Source organism: Pseudomonas sp. Pdm06 (genome assembly GCF_014851795.1).
GTDB lineage: Bacteria > Pseudomonadota > Gammaproteobacteria > Pseudomonadales > Pseudomonadaceae > Aquipseudomonas > Aquipseudomonas fluorescens_AA.
Map to the genome: position 1 here is coordinate 1 of NZ_JACVAH010000031.1, position 15,752 is coordinate 15,752.

A 15,752-nucleotide genomic window follows, 5' to 3' on the forward strand; every position below is an offset into this window, starting at 1 on the left:
AAGGCTACCGTCCACAGTTCTACTTCCGTACAACTGACGTGACTGGTAACTGCGAGCTGCCAGAAGGCGTTGAAATGGTAATGCCAGGTGACAACATTCAGATGACTGTTACCCTGATCAAGACCATCGCGATGGAAGACGGTCTGCGTTTCGCTATCCGTGAAGGCGGTCGTACCGTCGGCGCCGGCGTCGTAGCTAAAGTCATCGAGTAAACAGTTGTAATGTCTTTTTCGGGCCGGCATAATGGTCGGCCTGATTTTGTTTTAGGTCAGTAGCTCAATTGGCAGAGCGACGGTCTCCAAAACCGTAGGTTGGGGGTTCGATTCCCTCCTGACCTGCCAGATTCACTCGGTGTGTCTGGCTTTCTTTTCACAGGATCTTCATAGATGACTCCTAAAGCTGAAGCTCAAGGCTCTCGCTTCGATCTGCTCAAGTGGCTAGTGGTAGTCGCTTTGGTGGTTATTGGCGTTGTTGGCAATCAGTATTATTCTGCTTCGCCGATCCTGTACCGTGTACTTGCATTGCTCGCCATTGCTGCTGTTGCTGCCTTTGTAGGCTTGCAGACGGCCAAGGGCAAGTCTTTCTTTGTACTCGCTAAGGAAGCTCGCACCGAGATTCGTAAAGTCGTATGGCCGACTCGCCAAGAAACCACGCAGACCACGTTGATCGTTGTGGCTGTTGTTCTGGTAATGGCGTTGCTGTTGTGGGGGCTCGATTCCCTGCTCGGCTGGCTTGTTTCCTTGATTGTTGGCTAAGGGTGTCCCGTGGCTAAGCGTTGGTACGTTGTGCATGCTTACTCGGGTTACGAGAAGCATGTCATGCGCTCGCTGGTAGAGCGCGTAAAGCTGGCTGGCATGGAAGACGGCTTTGGCGAAATTCTGGTCCCCACTGAAGAAGTGGTTGAAATGCGTAATGGCCAGAAGCGCAAAAGTGAACGCAAGTTCTTTCCGGGCTACGTGCTGGTACAGATGGATATGAACGAAGGGACTTGGCACTTGGTCAAGGATACCCCTCGGGTGATGGGTTTCATCGGCGGTACTGCCGACAAGCCTGCGCCGATCACGGATAAAGAGGCAGAAGCGATTCTGCGTCGCGTCGCTGATGGTAGCGACAAGCCGAAGCCGAAGACGTTGTTTGAGCCAGGTGAGGTTGTACGTGTCACCGACGGTCCATTCGCTGACTTCAATGGCACGGTTGAAGAAGTTAACTACGAAAAGAGCCGGATCCAAGTGGCAGTGCTCATTTTCGGTCGCTCTACTCCGGTAGAGCTAGAGTTCAGCCAGGTCGAAAAGGTCTGATTGAACAGGCATCCCAACCCCGCAGCCCAAGGCTGTGGGGTTTTGTCGTCACTGGGATAAACGCGCAAGTAACCGGGGAGCCTTTCGAGGCGTTCGAACCCGTAATTGGAGTGCCTCATGGCCAAGAAAATTACCGCTTACATCAAGCTGCAAGTGAAGGCCGCTCAGGCTAACCCAAGCCCACCTGTTGGTCCTGCACTGGGTCAGCACGGCGTGAACATCATGGAATTCTGCAAGGCCTTCAACGCCCGTACTCAGGGTCTTGAGCCAGGTCTGCCGACTCCAGTGATCATCACTGTCTACAGCGACCGTAGCTTCACCTTCGAAACAAAAAGCACCCCGGCTTCGGTTCTGCTGAAGAAGGCTGCAGGTTTGACCAGCGGTTCCGCTCGTCCAAACACCGTTAAGGTTGGCACCGTTACCCGTGCTCAGCTGGAAGAAATCGCGAAAACCAAAAACGCGGATCTGACTGCAGCTGATATGGATGCAGCCGTGCGTACTATCGCCGGTTCTGCTCGTAGCATGGGCCTTAACGTGGAGGGTGTGTAATGGCTAAGCTGACCAAGCGTCAAAAGGCTATCGCCGGCAAAATCGAAGCAGGCAAGGCCTACAACTTTGTAGACGCCGCCGCTCTGCTGGCTGAGCTGTCGACTGTCAAGTTCAGCGAGTCGTTCGACGTTGCTGTGAACCTGGGCGTTGACCCACGTAAATCCGACCAGGTCGTTCGTAGCGCTACCGTGCTGCCACACGGCACTGGCAAGACCGTTCGTGTAGCTGTCTTCACCCAGGGCCCAGCAGCTGAAGCTGCTCTGGCTGCTGGCGCTGATCGCGTCGGCATGGACGATCTGGCTGCCGAAATGAAAGGCGGCGACCTGAACTATGACGTAGTGATCGCATCTCCGGATGCCATGCGCGTTGTAGGCCAGTTGGGTCAGATCCTCGGTCCACGTGGTCTGATGCCTAACCCTAAAGTCGGCACCGTAACGCCAGACGTAGCCACCGCGGTTAAAAACGCCAAGGCTGGTCAGGTTCGTTATCGCACCGACAAAAACGGCATCATCCACACTTCCGTTGGCAAGATCGGCTTCGACGCCGTCAAGCTGAAGGAAAACGTTGAAGCCCTGATCGCTGATCTGAAGCGTATCAAGCCAGCTTCTTCGAAAGGCATCTACGTCAAGCGCGTTACCCTGAGCACCACTATGGGCCCAGGTCTGGTCATCGACCAGAGCTCGCTCGACGCGTAAGACTCGGGTTGGCGCGAGCAATCGCGCCAATCAAAAAATTGGGGTCCCTGCCTGGCGGGGGCTGTCCAAGACCGTAGGCGACGCAAGTCTTAAACCACAAGCCTACGCAGATGGTGCTCCCGGTTCCTTACCGAATCAGACACCAAAACGACATTCGGTTTCGACCGAATGAAACGGTAACAAGCAGGAGTTAAACCCGTGGCAATTAATCTCGAAGACAAGAAGGCCATCGTCGCTGAAGTCAACGAGGCTGCCAAAGTCGCTCTGTCCGCTGTTGTGGCTGATGCCCGCGGTGTGACGGTAGGCGCTATGACCGGACTCCGTAAAGAGGCTCGTGAAGCTGGCGTATACGTACGTGTTGTACGTAACACCCTGCTCAAGCGCGCCGTTGCTGGCACTGAATACAGTGTCCTCAACGACGTGTTCACTGGCCCGACTCTGATCGCGTTCTCCAAGGATCATCCAGGCGCTGCTGCCCGTTTGTTCAAGGAATTCGCCAAGAGTCAGGATAAGTTCGAGATCAAGGCAGCTGCGTTCGAGGGCAAGTTCCTCGCAGCTAACCAAATCGACGTACTGGCAACACTGCCGACCCGCGACGAAGCCATTTCGCAGCTGATGAGCGTGATTCAAGGCGCTACCAGCAAGCTGGCTCGTACTCTGGCTGCAGTTCGCGAGCAAAAAGAAGCTGCCGCAGCCTAAGGCTGAGCATTTTCTCTCGCGTATTTTTGTTTATTTCGATGGCCGCGTAGGCCGTCCCCCAATTCAGGAAATACAGCAATGTCTATCTCCCAAGACGATATCCTCAACGCCGTAGCTGAAATGTCGGTTCTGCAGGTTGTTGAGCTGATCAAAGCTTTCGAAGAAAAATTCGGCGTTTCCGCTGCCGCTGCTTCCGCCGGTCCAGCTGCTGCTGCCGCCGTTGTTGAAGAGCAAACCGAATTCAACGTCATGCTGACCGAAGCTGGCGAGAAGAAAGTAAACGTGATCAAGGCAGTACGTGAACTGACCGGTCTGGGCCTGAAAGAAGCCAAGGCTGTAGTTGACGGCGCTCCTGCCATGGTTCTGGAAGCTGTTGCCAAAGACGCAGCTGACAAAGCCAAGGCCGCTCTGGAAGAAGCAGGCGCTAAAGTCGAGCTGAAGTAAGCATCGACTTTGCGTCTCCAGCCCGAGCGTTAAGCGACAGGCTGATGGCTGGTGGCTCTTGCCACCGGCCTTTTTCCGTTATTGGCAGCCGACTGGGTCGGCGCCGATAGCGAGCTGTAACCACCCGATGTGGTGGCGCAAACCATGGGGTTTGCACGATTTTCTGGCTGCTCCCGTCGGGAGGGGCCAAACAAGCAGGTGACCAAGCTGGGGAACGCTGATGGCTTACTCATATACTGAGAAAAAACGTATCCGCAAGGACTTTAGCAAGTTGCCGGACGTCATGGATGTGCCGTACCTCCTGGCCATCCAGCTGGATTCGTATCGTGAATTCTTGCAAGCGGGAGCGACTAAAGATCAGTTCCGCGACGTGGGCCTGCATGCGGCCTTCAAATCCGTTTTCCCGATCATCAGCTACTCCGGCAATGCTGCGCTGGAGTACGTCGGTTATCGCCTGGGCGAACCGGCATTTGATGTCAAAGAATGCGTATTGCGCGGTGTTACTTACGCCGTACCTTTGCGGGTAAAAGTGCGCCTGATCATTTTCGACAAAGAATCGTCGAACAAAGCGATCAAGGACATCAAAGAGCAAGAAGTCTACATGGGTGAAATCCCCCTGATGACTGAAAACGGTACCTTCGTAATCAACGGTACCGAGCGTGTAATCGTTTCCCAGCTGCACCGTTCCCCGGGCGTGTTCTTCGACCACGACCGTGGCAAGACGCACAGCTCCGGCAAACTGCTTTACTCCGCGCGCATCATTCCTTACCGCGGTTCGTGGCTGGACTTCGAGTTCGACCCGAAAGACTGCGTATTCGTGCGTATCGACCGTCGTCGCAAGCTGCCTGCATCGGTACTGCTGCGCGCGCTCGGCTATACCACCGAAGAAGTGCTGGACGCGTTCTACACCACCAACGTCTTCCACGTGCAAGGTGAAAACCTCAGCCTGGAACTGGTGCCTCAGCGCCTGCGCGGTGAAATCGCTGTCCTCGATATCCAGGATGACAAAGGCAAGGTTATTGTCGAGCAGGGCCGTCGTATCACCGCTCGCCACATCAACCAGCTGGAAAAAGCCGGGATCAAAGAGCTGCAGGTACCGATCGACTACGTCCTGGGTCGCACCACGGCCAAGGTCATCGTGCATCCGGCCACCGGCGAAATCCTTGCAGAGTGCAATACCGAGCTGACCACCGAGATCCTGGCGAAAATCGCCAAGGCCCAGGTCGTTCGTATCGAAACCCTGTACACCAACGACATCGACTGCGGTCCGTTCATCTCCGACACGCTGAAGATCGACTCCACCGGCAACCAACTGGAAGCCTTGGTCGAGATCTATCGCATGATGCGTCCTGGCGAGCCGCCAACCAAGGATGCAGCCGAGACCCTGTTCAACAACCTGTTCTTCAGCCCTGAGCGCTATGACCTGTCTGCGGTCGGCCGGATGAAGTTCAACCGTCGTATCGGTCGTACCGAGATCGAAGGTTCGGGCGTGCTGAACAAGGATGACATCGTTGCGGTCCTCAAGACCCTCGTCGACATCCGTAACGGCAAAGGCATCGTCGATGACATCGACCACCTGGGTAACCGTCGTGTTCGCTGTGTAGGCGAGATGGCCGAGAACCAGTTCCGTGTTGGCCTGGTGCGCGTAGAGCGTGCGGTCAAGGAACGTCTGTCGATGGCTGAAAGCGAAGGCCTGATGCCGCAAGACCTGATCAACGCCAAGCCTGTGGCTGCGGCGGTGAAGGAGTTCTTCGGTTCGAGCCAGCTGTCCCAGTTCATGGACCAGAACAACCCGCTGTCCGAGATCACCCACAAGCGTCGTGTCTCCGCACTCGGCCCAGGCGGTCTGACCCGTGAGCGTGCAGGCTTCGAAGTTCGAGACGTACACCCGACGCACTACGGTCGTGTCTGCCCGATCGAAACGCCGGAAGGTCCGAACATCGGTCTGATCAACTCCCTGGCGGCCTATGCGCGCACCAACCAGTACGGCTTCCTCGAGAGCCCGTACCGCGTGGTGAAAGACGCCCTGGTTACCGACGAGATCGTGTTCCTGTCCGCCATCGAAGAAGCCGATCACGTGATCGCCCAGGCTTCGGCCACGATGAACGACAAGAAGGTCCTGGTCGACGAGCTGGTAGCTGTTCGTCACCTGAACGAGTTCACCGTCAAGGCGCCGGAAGACGTCACCTTGATGGACGTATCGCCGAAGCAGGTAGTGTCGGTTGCAGCGTCGCTGATCCCGTTCCTCGAGCACGACGACGCCAACCGTGCGTTGATGGGTTCGAACATGCAGCGTCAAGCTGTACCAACGCTGCGTGCCGACAAGCCGCTGGTGGGTACCGGCATGGAGCGTAACGTTGCCCGTGACTCCGGCGTTTGCGTCGTGGCTCGTCGTGGTGGCGTGATCGATTCCGTCGACGCCAGCCGTATCGTGGTTCGTGTTGCCGATGACGAAGTTGAAACTGGCGAAGCCGGTGTCGACATCTACAACCTGACCAAATACACCCGCTCCAACCAGAACACCTGCATCAACCAGCGTCCGCTGGTAAGCAAGGGTGATCGGGTCCAGCGCAGCGACATCATGGCCGATGGTCCGTCCACCGATATGGGTGAACTGGCGTTGGGTCAGAACATGCGCATCGCGTTCATGGCATGGAACGGCTTCAACTTCGAAGACTCCATCTGCCTGTCCGAGCGTGTAGTTCAGGAAGACCGCTTCACCACGATCCACATCCAGGAACTGACCTGTGTGGCCCGTGACACCAAGCTTGGCCCAGAGGAAATCACTGCGGACATCCCGAACGTGGGTGAAGCCGCACTGAACAAGCTGGACGAAGCCGGTATCGTTTATGTAGGTGCCGAAGTCGGCGCAGGCGACATCCTGGTGGGCAAGGTCACTCCGAAAGGCGAGACCCAGCTGACTCCGGAAGAAAAACTGCTGCGTGCCATCTTCGGTGAAAAAGCCAGCGACGTTAAAGACACCTCCCTGCGCGTGCCTACCGGCACCAAAGGTACCGTCATCGACGTACAGGTCTTCACTCGCGACGGCGTGGAGCGTGATGCTCGTGCACTGTCCATCGAGAAGACTCAGCTCGACGAGATCCGCAAGGACCTGAACGAAGAGTTCCGTATCGTCGAAGGCGCAACTTTCGAACGTCTGCGTTCCGCCCTGGTCGGCCACAAAGCCGAAGGCGGCGCCGGCCTGAAGAAAGGTCAGGAAATCACCGACGAAGTCCTCGACGGTCTTGAGCATGGCCAGTGGTTCAAGCTGCGCATGGCTGAAGATGCTCTGAACGAGCAGCTCGAGAAGGCCCAGGCCTATATCGTTGATCGCCGCCGTCTGCTGGACGACAAGTTCGAAGACAAGAAGCGCAAACTGCAGCAAGGCGATGACCTGGCTCCAGGCGTGCTGAAAATCGTCAAGGTTTACCTGGCAATCCGTCGTCGCATCCAGCCGGGCGACAAGATGGCCGGTCGTCACGGTAACAAGGGTGTGGTCTCCGTGATCATGCCGGTTGAAGACATGCCGCACGATGCCAATGGCACCCCGGTCGATGTGGTCCTCAACCCGTTGGGCGTACCTTCGCGTATGAACGTTGGTCAGATCCTTGAAACCCACCTGGGCCTCGCGGCCAAGGGCTTGGGCGAGAAGATCAACCGGATGATCGAAGAGCAGCGCAAGGTTGCTGACCTGCGTAAGTTCCTGCACGAGATCTACAACGAGATCGGCGGACGCAACGAAGAGCTGGACACCTTCTCCGACCAGGAAATCCTGGACCTGGCGAAGAACCTGCGCGGCGGCGTTCCAATGGCTACTCCGGTGTTCGACGGTGCCAAGGAAAGCGAAATCAAGGCCATGCTGAAACTGGCAGACCTGCCGGAAAGCGGCCAGATGCAGCTGTTCGACGGCCGTACCGGCAACAAGTTCGAGCGCCCGGTTACCGTTGGCTACATGTACATGCTGAAGCTGAACCACTTGGTAGACGACAAGATGCACGCTCGTTCTACCGGTTCTTACAGCCTGGTTACCCAGCAGCCGCTGGGTGGTAAGGCGCAGTTCGGTGGTCAGCGTTTCGGGGAGATGGAGGTCTGGGCACTGGAAGCGTACGGTGCTGCATACACTCTGCAAGAAATGCTCACAGTGAAGTCGGACGATGTGAACGGCCGGACCAAGATGTACAAAAACATCGTGGACGGCGATCACCGTATGGAGCCGGGCATGCCCGAGTCTTTCAACGTGTTGATCAAGGAAATTCGTTCCCTCGGCATCGATATCGATCTGGAAACCGAATAACACGTGACGCGAATCGAGAGCGGGGCTGTTTTGCCCGCTCTCTGCTCCGCCAGGAGGAAAGGCCTTGAAAGACCTACTGAATTTGCTGAAAAACCAGGGTCAAGTCGAAGAGTTCGACGCCATCCGTATTGGATTGGCCTCGCCTGAGATGATCCGTTCGTGGTCGTTCGGTGAAGTTAAAAAGCCGGAAACCATCAACTACCGTACGTTCAAACCTGAGCGTGACGGCCTGTTCTGCGCCAAGATCTTTGGCCCGGTAAAGGATTACGAGTGCCTGTGCGGTAAGTACAAGCGCTTGAAGCACCGTGGTGTGATCTGCGAGAAGTGCGGCGTTGAAGTTGCGCTGGCAAAAGTTCGTCGTGAGCGCATGGCGCACATCGAGCTGGCCTCGCCGGTTGCCCACATCTGGTTCCTGAAATCGCTGCCGTCCCGTATCGGCCTGCTGATGGACATGACCCTGCGTGATATCGAACGTGTTCTCTACTTCGAGAGCTACGTCGTTATCGATCCAGGCATGACCACCCTTGAAAAAGGTCAGCTGCTGAACGACGAGCAGTACTTCGAAGCGCTGGAAGAATTCGGCGACGATTTCGATGCCCGCATGGGTGCCGAAGCTGTCCGCGAACTGCTGCACGCTATCGACCTGGAACACGAGATTGGCCGCCTGCGCGAAGAAATTCCGCAAACCAACTCCGAAACCAAGATCAAGAAGCTGTCCAAGCGTCTGAAGTTGATGGAAGCCTTCCAGGGTTCCGGCAACCTGCCAGAGTGGATGGTGCTGACCGTTCTGCCGGTACTGCCGCCAGACCTGCGTCCACTGGTTCCGCTCGATGGCGGTCGCTTCGCGACTTCCGACCTCAACGATCTGTATCGTCGAGTGATCAACCGTAACAACCGCTTGAAGCGCCTGCTCGATCTGTCCGCTCCGGACATCATCGTGCGTAACGAAAAGCGGATGTTGCAGGAAGCGGTCGACGCATTGCTCGACAACGGTCGTCGTGGCCGCGCTATCACCGGTTCCAACAAGCGTCCTCTGAAATCCCTGGCTGACATGATCAAGGGTAAGCAGGGTCGTTTCCGTCAGAACTTGCTCGGTAAGCGTGTTGACTACTCCGGTCGTTCGGTTATTACCGTAGGCCCGACCCTGCGTCTGCACCAGTGCGGTCTGCCTAAGAAAATGGCCCTGGAGCTGTTCAAACCGTTCATTTTCGGCAAGCTGGAAATGCGTGGTCTGGCGACCACCATCAAAGCGGCCAAGAAAATGGTCGAGCGCGAGCTGCCAGAGGTCTGGGACGTTCTCGCCGAAGTGATTCGCGAACACCCAGTATTGCTCAACCGTGCACCGACCCTTCACCGTCTGGGTATCCAGGCGTTTGAACCGGTACTGATCGAAGGTAAGGCTATCCAGCTGCACCCGCTGGTCTGTGCTGCGTACAACGCCGACTTCGACGGCGACCAAATGGCCGTGCACGTGCCGCTGACGCTGGAAGCCCAGCTCGAAGCGCGCGCGTTGATGATGTCGACCAACAACATCCTGTCGCCAGCCAACGGTGAGCCAATCATCGTTCCGTCGCAGGACGTTGTATTGGGTCTGTACTACATGACTCGTGAAGCGATCAACGCCAAGGGCGAAGGTCGTGTGTTCGCGGATCTGCAGGAAGTTGACCGTGTGTTCCGTGCCGGCGAAGCCGCACTGCATGCCAAGGTCAAGGTGCGGATCAACGAAACCGTGAACGACCGTGATGGCGGCAGCGTGACCAACACCCGTATCGTCGACACCACCGTCGGCCGTGCGCTGTTGTTCCAGGTTGTGCCAAAAGGCCTGTCCTTCGACGTCGTCAACCTGCCGATGAAGAAGAAGGCGATCTCCAAGCTGATCAACCAGTGCTACCGCGTGGTTGGTCTGAAAGAGACCGTGATCTTCGCTGACCAGTTGATGTACACCGGTTTTGCCTATTCGACCATTTCCGGCGTTTCCATCGGCGTTAACGACTTCGTTATCCCGGATGAAAAAGCCCGCATCATCGGTGCTGCCACCGAAGAAGTGAAAGAGATCGAAAGCCAGTACGCCTCCGGCCTGGTAACCCAGGGCGAGAAGTACAACAAGGTGATCGACCTCTGGTCCAAGGCGAACGACGAAGTCTCCAAGGCGATGATGGCCAACCTCTCGAAAGAGAAAGTCATCGACCGTCATGGCAACGAAGTCGACCAGGAATCGTTCAACTCGATGTACATGATGGCCGACTCGGGCGCACGGGGTTCTGCTGCGCAGATCCGTCAGCTCGCCGGTATGCGTGGCCTGATGGCCAAGCCGGACGGCTCCATCATCGAGACCCCGATTACCGCGAACTTCCGTGAAGGCTTGAGCGTACTCCAGTACTTCATCTCCACTCACGGTGCTCGTAAGGGTCTTGCGGATACCGCGTTGAAAACCGCGAACTCCGGTTACCTGACTCGTCGTCTGGTAGACGTTGCCCAGGATCTGGTCGTGACCGAGATCGATTGCGGCACCGAACATGGCCTGGTCATGACGCCGCACATTGAAGGCGGTGACGTTGTAGAGCCGTTGGGTGAACGCGTACTGGGTCGTGTCATCGCCCGTGACGTATTCAAGCCGGGTACCGAGGACGTGATCGTTCCTGCCGGCACCCTGGTTGACGAGAAGTGGGTCGAGTTCATCGAACTCAACAGCATCGACGAAGTGATCGTACGTTCGCCGATCAGCTGCGAAACCCGCTATGGCATCTGCGCCAAGTGCTACGGTCGCGACCTGGCACGTGGTCACCAGGTGAACATCGGTGAAGCGGTCGGCGTTATCGCTGCCCAGTCCATCGGTGAGCCGGGTACCCAGCTGACGATGCGTACGTTCCACATCGGTGGTGCGGCAAGCCGGACCTCCGCTGCCGACAGCGTCCAGGTGAAGAATGGCGGTACTGTCCGTCTGCACAACCTCAAGCACGTAGAGCGCGTGGACGGTCACCTGGTGGCTGTATCCCGTTCCGGTGAGCTGGCCATCGCTGACGACTTCGGTCGCGAGCGCGAGCGCTACAAGCTGCCTTACGGTGCTGTGATTTCGGTCAAGGAAGGTGACAAGGTCGACGCTGGCGCCATCGTGGCCAAGTGGGACCCGCACACCCACCCGATCGTGACCGAGATGAAAGGTACCGTGACCTACGTGGGCATGGAAGAAGGCATCACGATCAAGCGTCAGACCGACGAATTGACCGGTATGACCAACATTGAAGTACTCGACGCGAAAGATCGTCCAGCTGCCGGCAAGGACATCCGTCCGGCTGTGAAGATGGTCGACGACAACGGCAAGGATCTGTTGCTGCCAGGCACTGACGTAATCGCTCAGTACTTCCTGCCAGCCAACGCCCTGGTCGGTGTAGCGGACGGTGCGCGGATCGCGATCGGTGATGTTATCGCCCGTATCCCGCAGGAAACTTCGAAAACCCGCGACATCACCGGTGGTCTGCCGCGTGTTGCCGACTTGTTCGAAGCCCGTCGTCCGAAAGAAGCCTCGATTCTGGCTGAAGTCAGCGGCACCATCGCGTTCGGTAAAGAGACCAAGGGCAAGCGCCGCCTGGTCATTACACCGAACGACGGTAGCGATCCGTACGAAGAGCTGATTCCGAAGTGGCGTCACCTGAACGTCTTCGAAGGCGAACAGGTAAACCGCGGCGAAGTTATCTCGGACGGCCCGAGCGATCCACACGACATCCTGCGTCTGCTGGGTGTGAGTGCGCTGGCCAAGTACATCGTGAACGAGATCCAGGACGTTTACCGTCTGCAAGGCGTGAAGATCAACGACAAGCACATCGAGACCATCCTGCGTCAGATGCTGCGTAAGGTCGAGATCGCTGAATCCGGCGACTCGAGTTTCATCAAGGGCGACCAGATGGAACTGACTCACGTGCTGGTGGAAAACGAGCGCCTGGCGACCGAAGACAAGTTTGTCTCCAAGTTCACTCGCGTGCTGCTGGGTATCACCAAGGCGTCGTTGTCCACCGAATCGTTCATCTCGGCGGCTTCCTTCCAGGAAACCACCCGTGTACTGACCGAAGCGGCGGTAACCGGCAAGCGCGATTACCTGCGCGGCCTGAAAGAAAACGTGGTCGTGGGTCGTCTGATCCCGGCCGGTACCGGTTTGGCCTATCACAGCGAGCGCAAGCGTCGCCGTGATGCCGACAAGCCGTTGCGCGTAAGCGCCAGTGAAGTGGAAGCTGCACTGACCGAAGCACTGAACTCGAGTGGTAACTGAGTTCTGCGGTAATTGAGTGCCAGGCCCTGGTCGCCCCGTTCGGCGGATCGAGACAAATTGTCGAGATCCGGCGGGCGGGGAGGTCGGGGCCTTGCCTTGACTGGGGACAAGATCCTCTTTAGACTCTTGATCCCCTAAATTTGGCGGGAATTCGTTCCTGCCATTTTGCTTTTCTTGTAAGACAATAGCGTCGCAAGACAACAGTGGAGCTAGTAGATGGCAACTATCAACCAGCTGGTACGTCAGCCGCGTAAGCGTATCGTCGAGAAATCCGACGTGCCTGCGCTGCAGAACTGCCCGCAACGTCGTGGCGTATGCACCCGTGTGTATACCACCACGCCGAAAAAACCTAACTCGGCACTGCGTAAAGTATGCCGTGTGCGTCTGACCAACGGTTTCGAGGTTTCCTCGTACATCGGCGGTGAAGGCCACAACCTGCAAGAACACAGCGTGGTCCTGATCCGCGGCGGTCGTGTAAAAGACTTGCCAGGTGTTCGTTACCACACCGTTCGCGGCTCTTTGGATACTTCCGGCGTTAAAGGTCGTAACCAAGGTCGTTCGAAGTACGGTACCAAGCGTCCGAAATAATCGGCCGTTTAGCAGTTTTTAATTTTATTGAGTCGATAAGAGTAAGGTCGGGCACGCATCCGCTGTCCCGGGCTAACCTGAAGACCGTTTGAGGGCTTATCAATGCCAAGACGTCGCGTAGCAGCCAAACGTGAGATTCTGGACGATCCGAAATACGGAAGCCAGATTCTCGCCAAGTTCATGAACCACGTAATGGAAAGCGGCAAGAAAGCCGTTGCCGAGCGTATCGTTTATGGCGCACTGGACAAAGTTAAGGAACGCAAGAACAGCGATCCCCTGGAAATCTTCGAGAAAGCTCTCGACGCCATCGCTCCGCTGGTCGAAGTGAAGTCGCGCCGTGTAGGCGGTGCTACTTACCAGGTTCCGGTCGAAGTTCGTCCGTCCCGTCGTAACGCCCTGGCAATGCGCTGGCTGGTAGACTTCGCCCGCAAGCGCGGCGAGAAGTCCATGGCTCTGCGTTTGGCTGGTGAACTGTTGGACGCTGCTGAAGGTAAAGGTGCTGCAGTTAAGAAGCGTGAAGACGTGCACCGTATGGCTGAAGCCAACAAGGCTTTCTCGCACTACCGCTTCTAATTTTAGCGTCACTCAATTTGCGAGGGCTTTATGGCTCGTACTACACCGATTAACCGCTACCGTAACATCGGTATCGTTGCTCACGTGGATGCTGGTAAAACCACCACCACCGAGCGCGTCCTTTTTTACACCGGCAAGAGTCACAAAATGGGCGAGGTGCATGACGGCGCCGCGACCACAGACTGGATGGTGCAGGAGCAGGAGCGTGGTATTACCATTACTTCTGCTGCTATCACCGCCTTCTGGAAAGGTTCCGAGAAGCAGTACCCGCACGAGCACCGCTTCAACGTTATCGATACCCCGGGCCACGTAGACTTCACCATCGAAGTTGAACGTTCCCTGCGCGTACTCGACGGCGCTGTCGTTGTGTTCTGTGGTACTTCGGGTGTTGAGCCTCAGTCGGAAACCGTATGGCGTCAGGCCAACAAATACGGCGTTCCACGTCTTGTTTACGTAAACAAGATGGACCGTGCTGGTGCCAACTTCCTGCGCGTGATCGCTCAGATCAAGCAGCGCCTGGGTCACACTCCGGTGCCGATCCAGCTGGCTATCGGTTCCGAAGACAACTTCCAGGGTCAGATCGATCTGATCAACATGCAAGCTGTCTACTGGAACGATTCCGACAAGGGCATGGTCCCTGTTCGCAAGGATATTCCTGCCGAACTGTTGGAAGAAGCCGAGCAATGGCGCAGCAACATGGTTGAGGCTGCGGCCGAAGCCAGCGAAGAGCTGATGAACAAGTACCTCGAAGGTGAAGAGCTCACCAACGAGGAAATCAAGGCCGCTCTGCGTCAGCGTACTATCGCTGGTGAGATCGTTCTGGCTGTTTGCGGTTCTTCCTTCAAGAACAAGGGTGTTCCCCTGGTTCTCGACGCCGTTATCGACTTCCTGCCTGCTCCAACCGACATTCCTGCTATCAAGGGTTCCAACCCGGATAACGAGGAAGAGGAAATGGAGCGTCACGCAAGTGACGACGAGCCGTTCGCGGCTTTGGCGTTCAAGATCGCTACCGACCCATTCGTGGGTACCTTGACCTTTGTTCGAGTTTACTCGGGCGTGTTGGCCTCCGGCGACGGCGTGATCAACTCGGTAAAAGGCAAGAAAGAGCGTGTGGGTCGTATGGTGCAGATGCACGCAAACGCCCGTGAAGAAATCAAGGAAGTGCGCGCTGGCGACATCGCGGCCTTGATCGGCATGAAGGACGTCACCACCGGTGAAACTTTGTGCAACGCTGACAAGCCAATCATCCTGGTTCGCATGGACTTCCCGGAGCCGGTTATTTCGGTTGCCGTTGAGCCTAAGACCAAGGACGACCAGGAAAAAATGGGTATCGCTCTGGGCAAGCTTGCTCAGGAAGACCCGTCTTTCCGCGTCAAGACTGATGAAGAGACTGGTCAAACGATCATCTCCGGCATGGGCGAGTTGCACCTGGACATCCTGGTTGACCGGATGCGCCGTGAGTTCAACGTCGAAGCCAACATCGGTAAGCCTCAGGTTTCCTATCGTGAGCGCATCACGAAGAGCTGTGAAATCGAAGGCAAGTTCGTTCGCCAGTCCGGCGGTCGTGGCCAGTTCGGTCACTGCTGGATCCGTTTTGCACCGGCTGACGAAGGTCAGGAAGGTCTGCAATTCCTGAACGAAGTCGTAGGTGGTGTGGTTCCTAAGGAATACATCCCGGCGATCCAGAAGGGTATCGAAGAGCAGATGAAGAACGGCGTTGTCGCCGGCTATCCGCTGATCGGCCTGAAGGCGACTGTGTTTGATGGTTCTTACCATGACGTCGACTCCAACGAGATGGCGTTTAAGGTGGCTGCCTCCATGGCAACCAAGCAGCTGGCCCAGAAGGGTGGCGGTGAGTTGCTTGAGCCGATCATGGCGGTGGAAGTCGTTACGCCTGAAGACTACATGGGTGATGTCATGGGCGACCTTAACCGTCGTCGTGGCATGATTCTGGGTATGGAAGATACGGTTTCCGGCAAAGTGATTCGTGCCGAGGTGCCGTTGGGCGAGATGTTCGGTTACGCAACCGACGTTCGTTCCATGTCTCAGGGTCGCGCAAGCTACTCTATGGAATTCAAAAAATACAATACAGCTCCGTCGCATATCGTCGAGACTGTTACCAAAAAGCAAGGCTGATTCAGCCCCTTTAAGCTAGGAGTTAATTGTCGTGGCTAAAGAAAAATTTGAACGGAACAAACCGCACGTCAACGTTGGCACCATCGGTCACGTTGACCACGGTAAAACCACGCTGACCGCTGCTCTGACCCGTGTCTGCTCCGAAGTTTTCGGTTCGGCCAAGGTTGACTTCGACAAGATCGACAGCGCCCCGGAAGAGAAAGCTCGCGGTA

Annotated in this window: 12 protein-coding genes, 1 tRNA gene and 1 pseudogene; all 14 read left to right on the top strand. The window is 56.6% G+C overall.

Annotated features, from left to right (window positions below; translation table 11 throughout):
• Positions 1-212 (top strand): annotated as a pseudogene (locus IB266_RS30290) (elongation factor Tu); the annotation flags it as partial.
• A gap of 53 nt (positions 213-265) precedes the next feature.
• A tRNA-Trp gene (locus IB266_RS30295) sits at positions 266-341 on the top strand.
• A gap of 45 nt (positions 342-386) precedes the next feature.
• The gene (gene secE, locus IB266_RS30300) at positions 387-755 is read left to right on the top strand and encodes a preprotein translocase subunit SecE (protein WP_003206102.1); all 369 of its coding nucleotides are present in this window, start codon (positions 387-389) and stop codon (positions 753-755) included.
• Between the two features lie 9 nt (positions 756-764).
• Positions 765-1,298: a transcription termination/antitermination protein NusG gene (nusG, locus tag IB266_RS30305; RefSeq protein WP_003186097.1), complete on the top strand. Its 534-nt coding sequence runs from the start codon at positions 765-767 to the stop codon at positions 1,296-1,298.
• 117 nt (positions 1,299-1,415) lie between these two features.
• Positions 1,416-1,847, top strand: coding sequence for a 50S ribosomal protein L11 (gene rplK / locus IB266_RS30310; RefSeq protein ID WP_003176435.1), 432 nt, complete (start codon positions 1,416-1,418; stop codon positions 1,845-1,847).
• Positions 1,847-2,542, top strand: coding sequence for a 50S ribosomal protein L1 (gene rplA / locus IB266_RS30315; RefSeq protein ID WP_003186095.1), 696 nt, complete (start codon positions 1,847-1,849; stop codon positions 2,540-2,542). Before rplK ends, rplA begins: the two co-directional genes overlap by 1 nt.
• Positions 2,543-2,740: 198 nt before the next feature.
• The gene (rplJ, locus tag IB266_RS30320; RefSeq protein ID WP_060740391.1) at positions 2,741-3,241 is read left to right on the top strand and encodes a 50S ribosomal protein L10; all 501 of its coding nucleotides are present in this window, start codon (positions 2,741-2,743) and stop codon (positions 3,239-3,241) included.
• Between the two features lie 78 nt (positions 3,242-3,319).
• Positions 3,320-3,685: a 50S ribosomal protein L7/L12 gene (gene rplL / locus IB266_RS30325; protein ID WP_027617682.1), complete on the top strand. Its 366-nt coding sequence runs from the start codon at positions 3,320-3,322 to the stop codon at positions 3,683-3,685.
• Positions 3,686-3,905: 220 nt separating this feature from the next.
• Positions 3,906-7,979 (top strand): DNA-directed RNA polymerase subunit beta, encoded by a 4,074-nt coding sequence (rpoB, locus tag IB266_RS30330; protein WP_060740392.1) that lies wholly within the window; start codon positions 3,906-3,908, stop codon positions 7,977-7,979.
• A 64-nt stretch (positions 7,980-8,043) separates the two neighbouring features.
• A complete protein-coding gene (gene rpoC / locus IB266_RS30335; protein WP_047230482.1) occupies positions 8,044-12,243 on the top strand; it encodes a DNA-directed RNA polymerase subunit beta' in 4,200 nt (1,399 codons plus the stop codon).
• Between the two features lie 216 nt (positions 12,244-12,459).
• The gene (rpsL, locus tag IB266_RS30340; RefSeq protein WP_003186084.1) at positions 12,460-12,831 is read left to right on the top strand and encodes a 30S ribosomal protein S12; all 372 of its coding nucleotides are present in this window, start codon (positions 12,460-12,462) and stop codon (positions 12,829-12,831) included.
• A gap of 102 nt (positions 12,832-12,933) precedes the next feature.
• Positions 12,934-13,404, top strand: a complete 471-nt coding sequence (gene rpsG / locus IB266_RS30345) for a 30S ribosomal protein S7 (RefSeq protein ID WP_003186074.1) — start codon at positions 12,934-12,936, stop codon at positions 13,402-13,404.
• A 30-nt stretch (positions 13,405-13,434) separates the two neighbouring features.
• Positions 13,435-15,540, top strand: coding sequence for an elongation factor G (fusA, locus tag IB266_RS30350; RefSeq protein ID WP_060740393.1), 2,106 nt, complete (start codon positions 13,435-13,437; stop codon positions 15,538-15,540).
• A gap of 31 nt (positions 15,541-15,571) precedes the next feature.
• Positions 15,572-15,752 (top strand): GTP-binding protein (locus tag IB266_RS30355; protein WP_232201729.1); only part of this gene is annotated, 181 nt, incomplete at its 3' end.

Excerpts from the sequence above, each read along its gene's own strand:
- secE (WP_003206102.1), top strand. The coding sequence starts at position 387 with ATGACTCCTAAAGCTGAAGCTCAAGGCTCTCGCTTCGATCTGCTCAAG.
- rplK (WP_003176435.1), top strand. The coding sequence starts at position 1,416 with ATGGCCAAGAAAATTACCGCTTACATCAAGCTGCAAGTGAAGGCCGCT.
- rplA (WP_003186095.1), top strand. The coding sequence starts at position 1,847 with ATGGCTAAGCTGACCAAGCGTCAAAAGGCTATCGCCGGCAAAATCGAA.
- rplL (WP_027617682.1), top strand. The coding sequence starts at position 3,320 with ATGTCTATCTCCCAAGACGATATCCTCAACGCCGTAGCTGAAATGTCG.
- rpoB (WP_060740392.1), top strand. The coding sequence starts at position 3,906 with ATGGCTTACTCATATACTGAGAAAAAACGTATCCGCAAGGACTTTAGC.
- rpsL (WP_003186084.1), top strand. The coding sequence starts at position 12,460 with ATGGCAACTATCAACCAGCTGGTACGTCAGCCGCGTAAGCGTATCGTC.
- rpsG (WP_003186074.1), top strand. The coding sequence starts at position 12,934 with ATGCCAAGACGTCGCGTAGCAGCCAAACGTGAGATTCTGGACGATCCG.
- fusA (WP_060740393.1), top strand. The coding sequence starts at position 13,435 with ATGGCTCGTACTACACCGATTAACCGCTACCGTAACATCGGTATCGTT.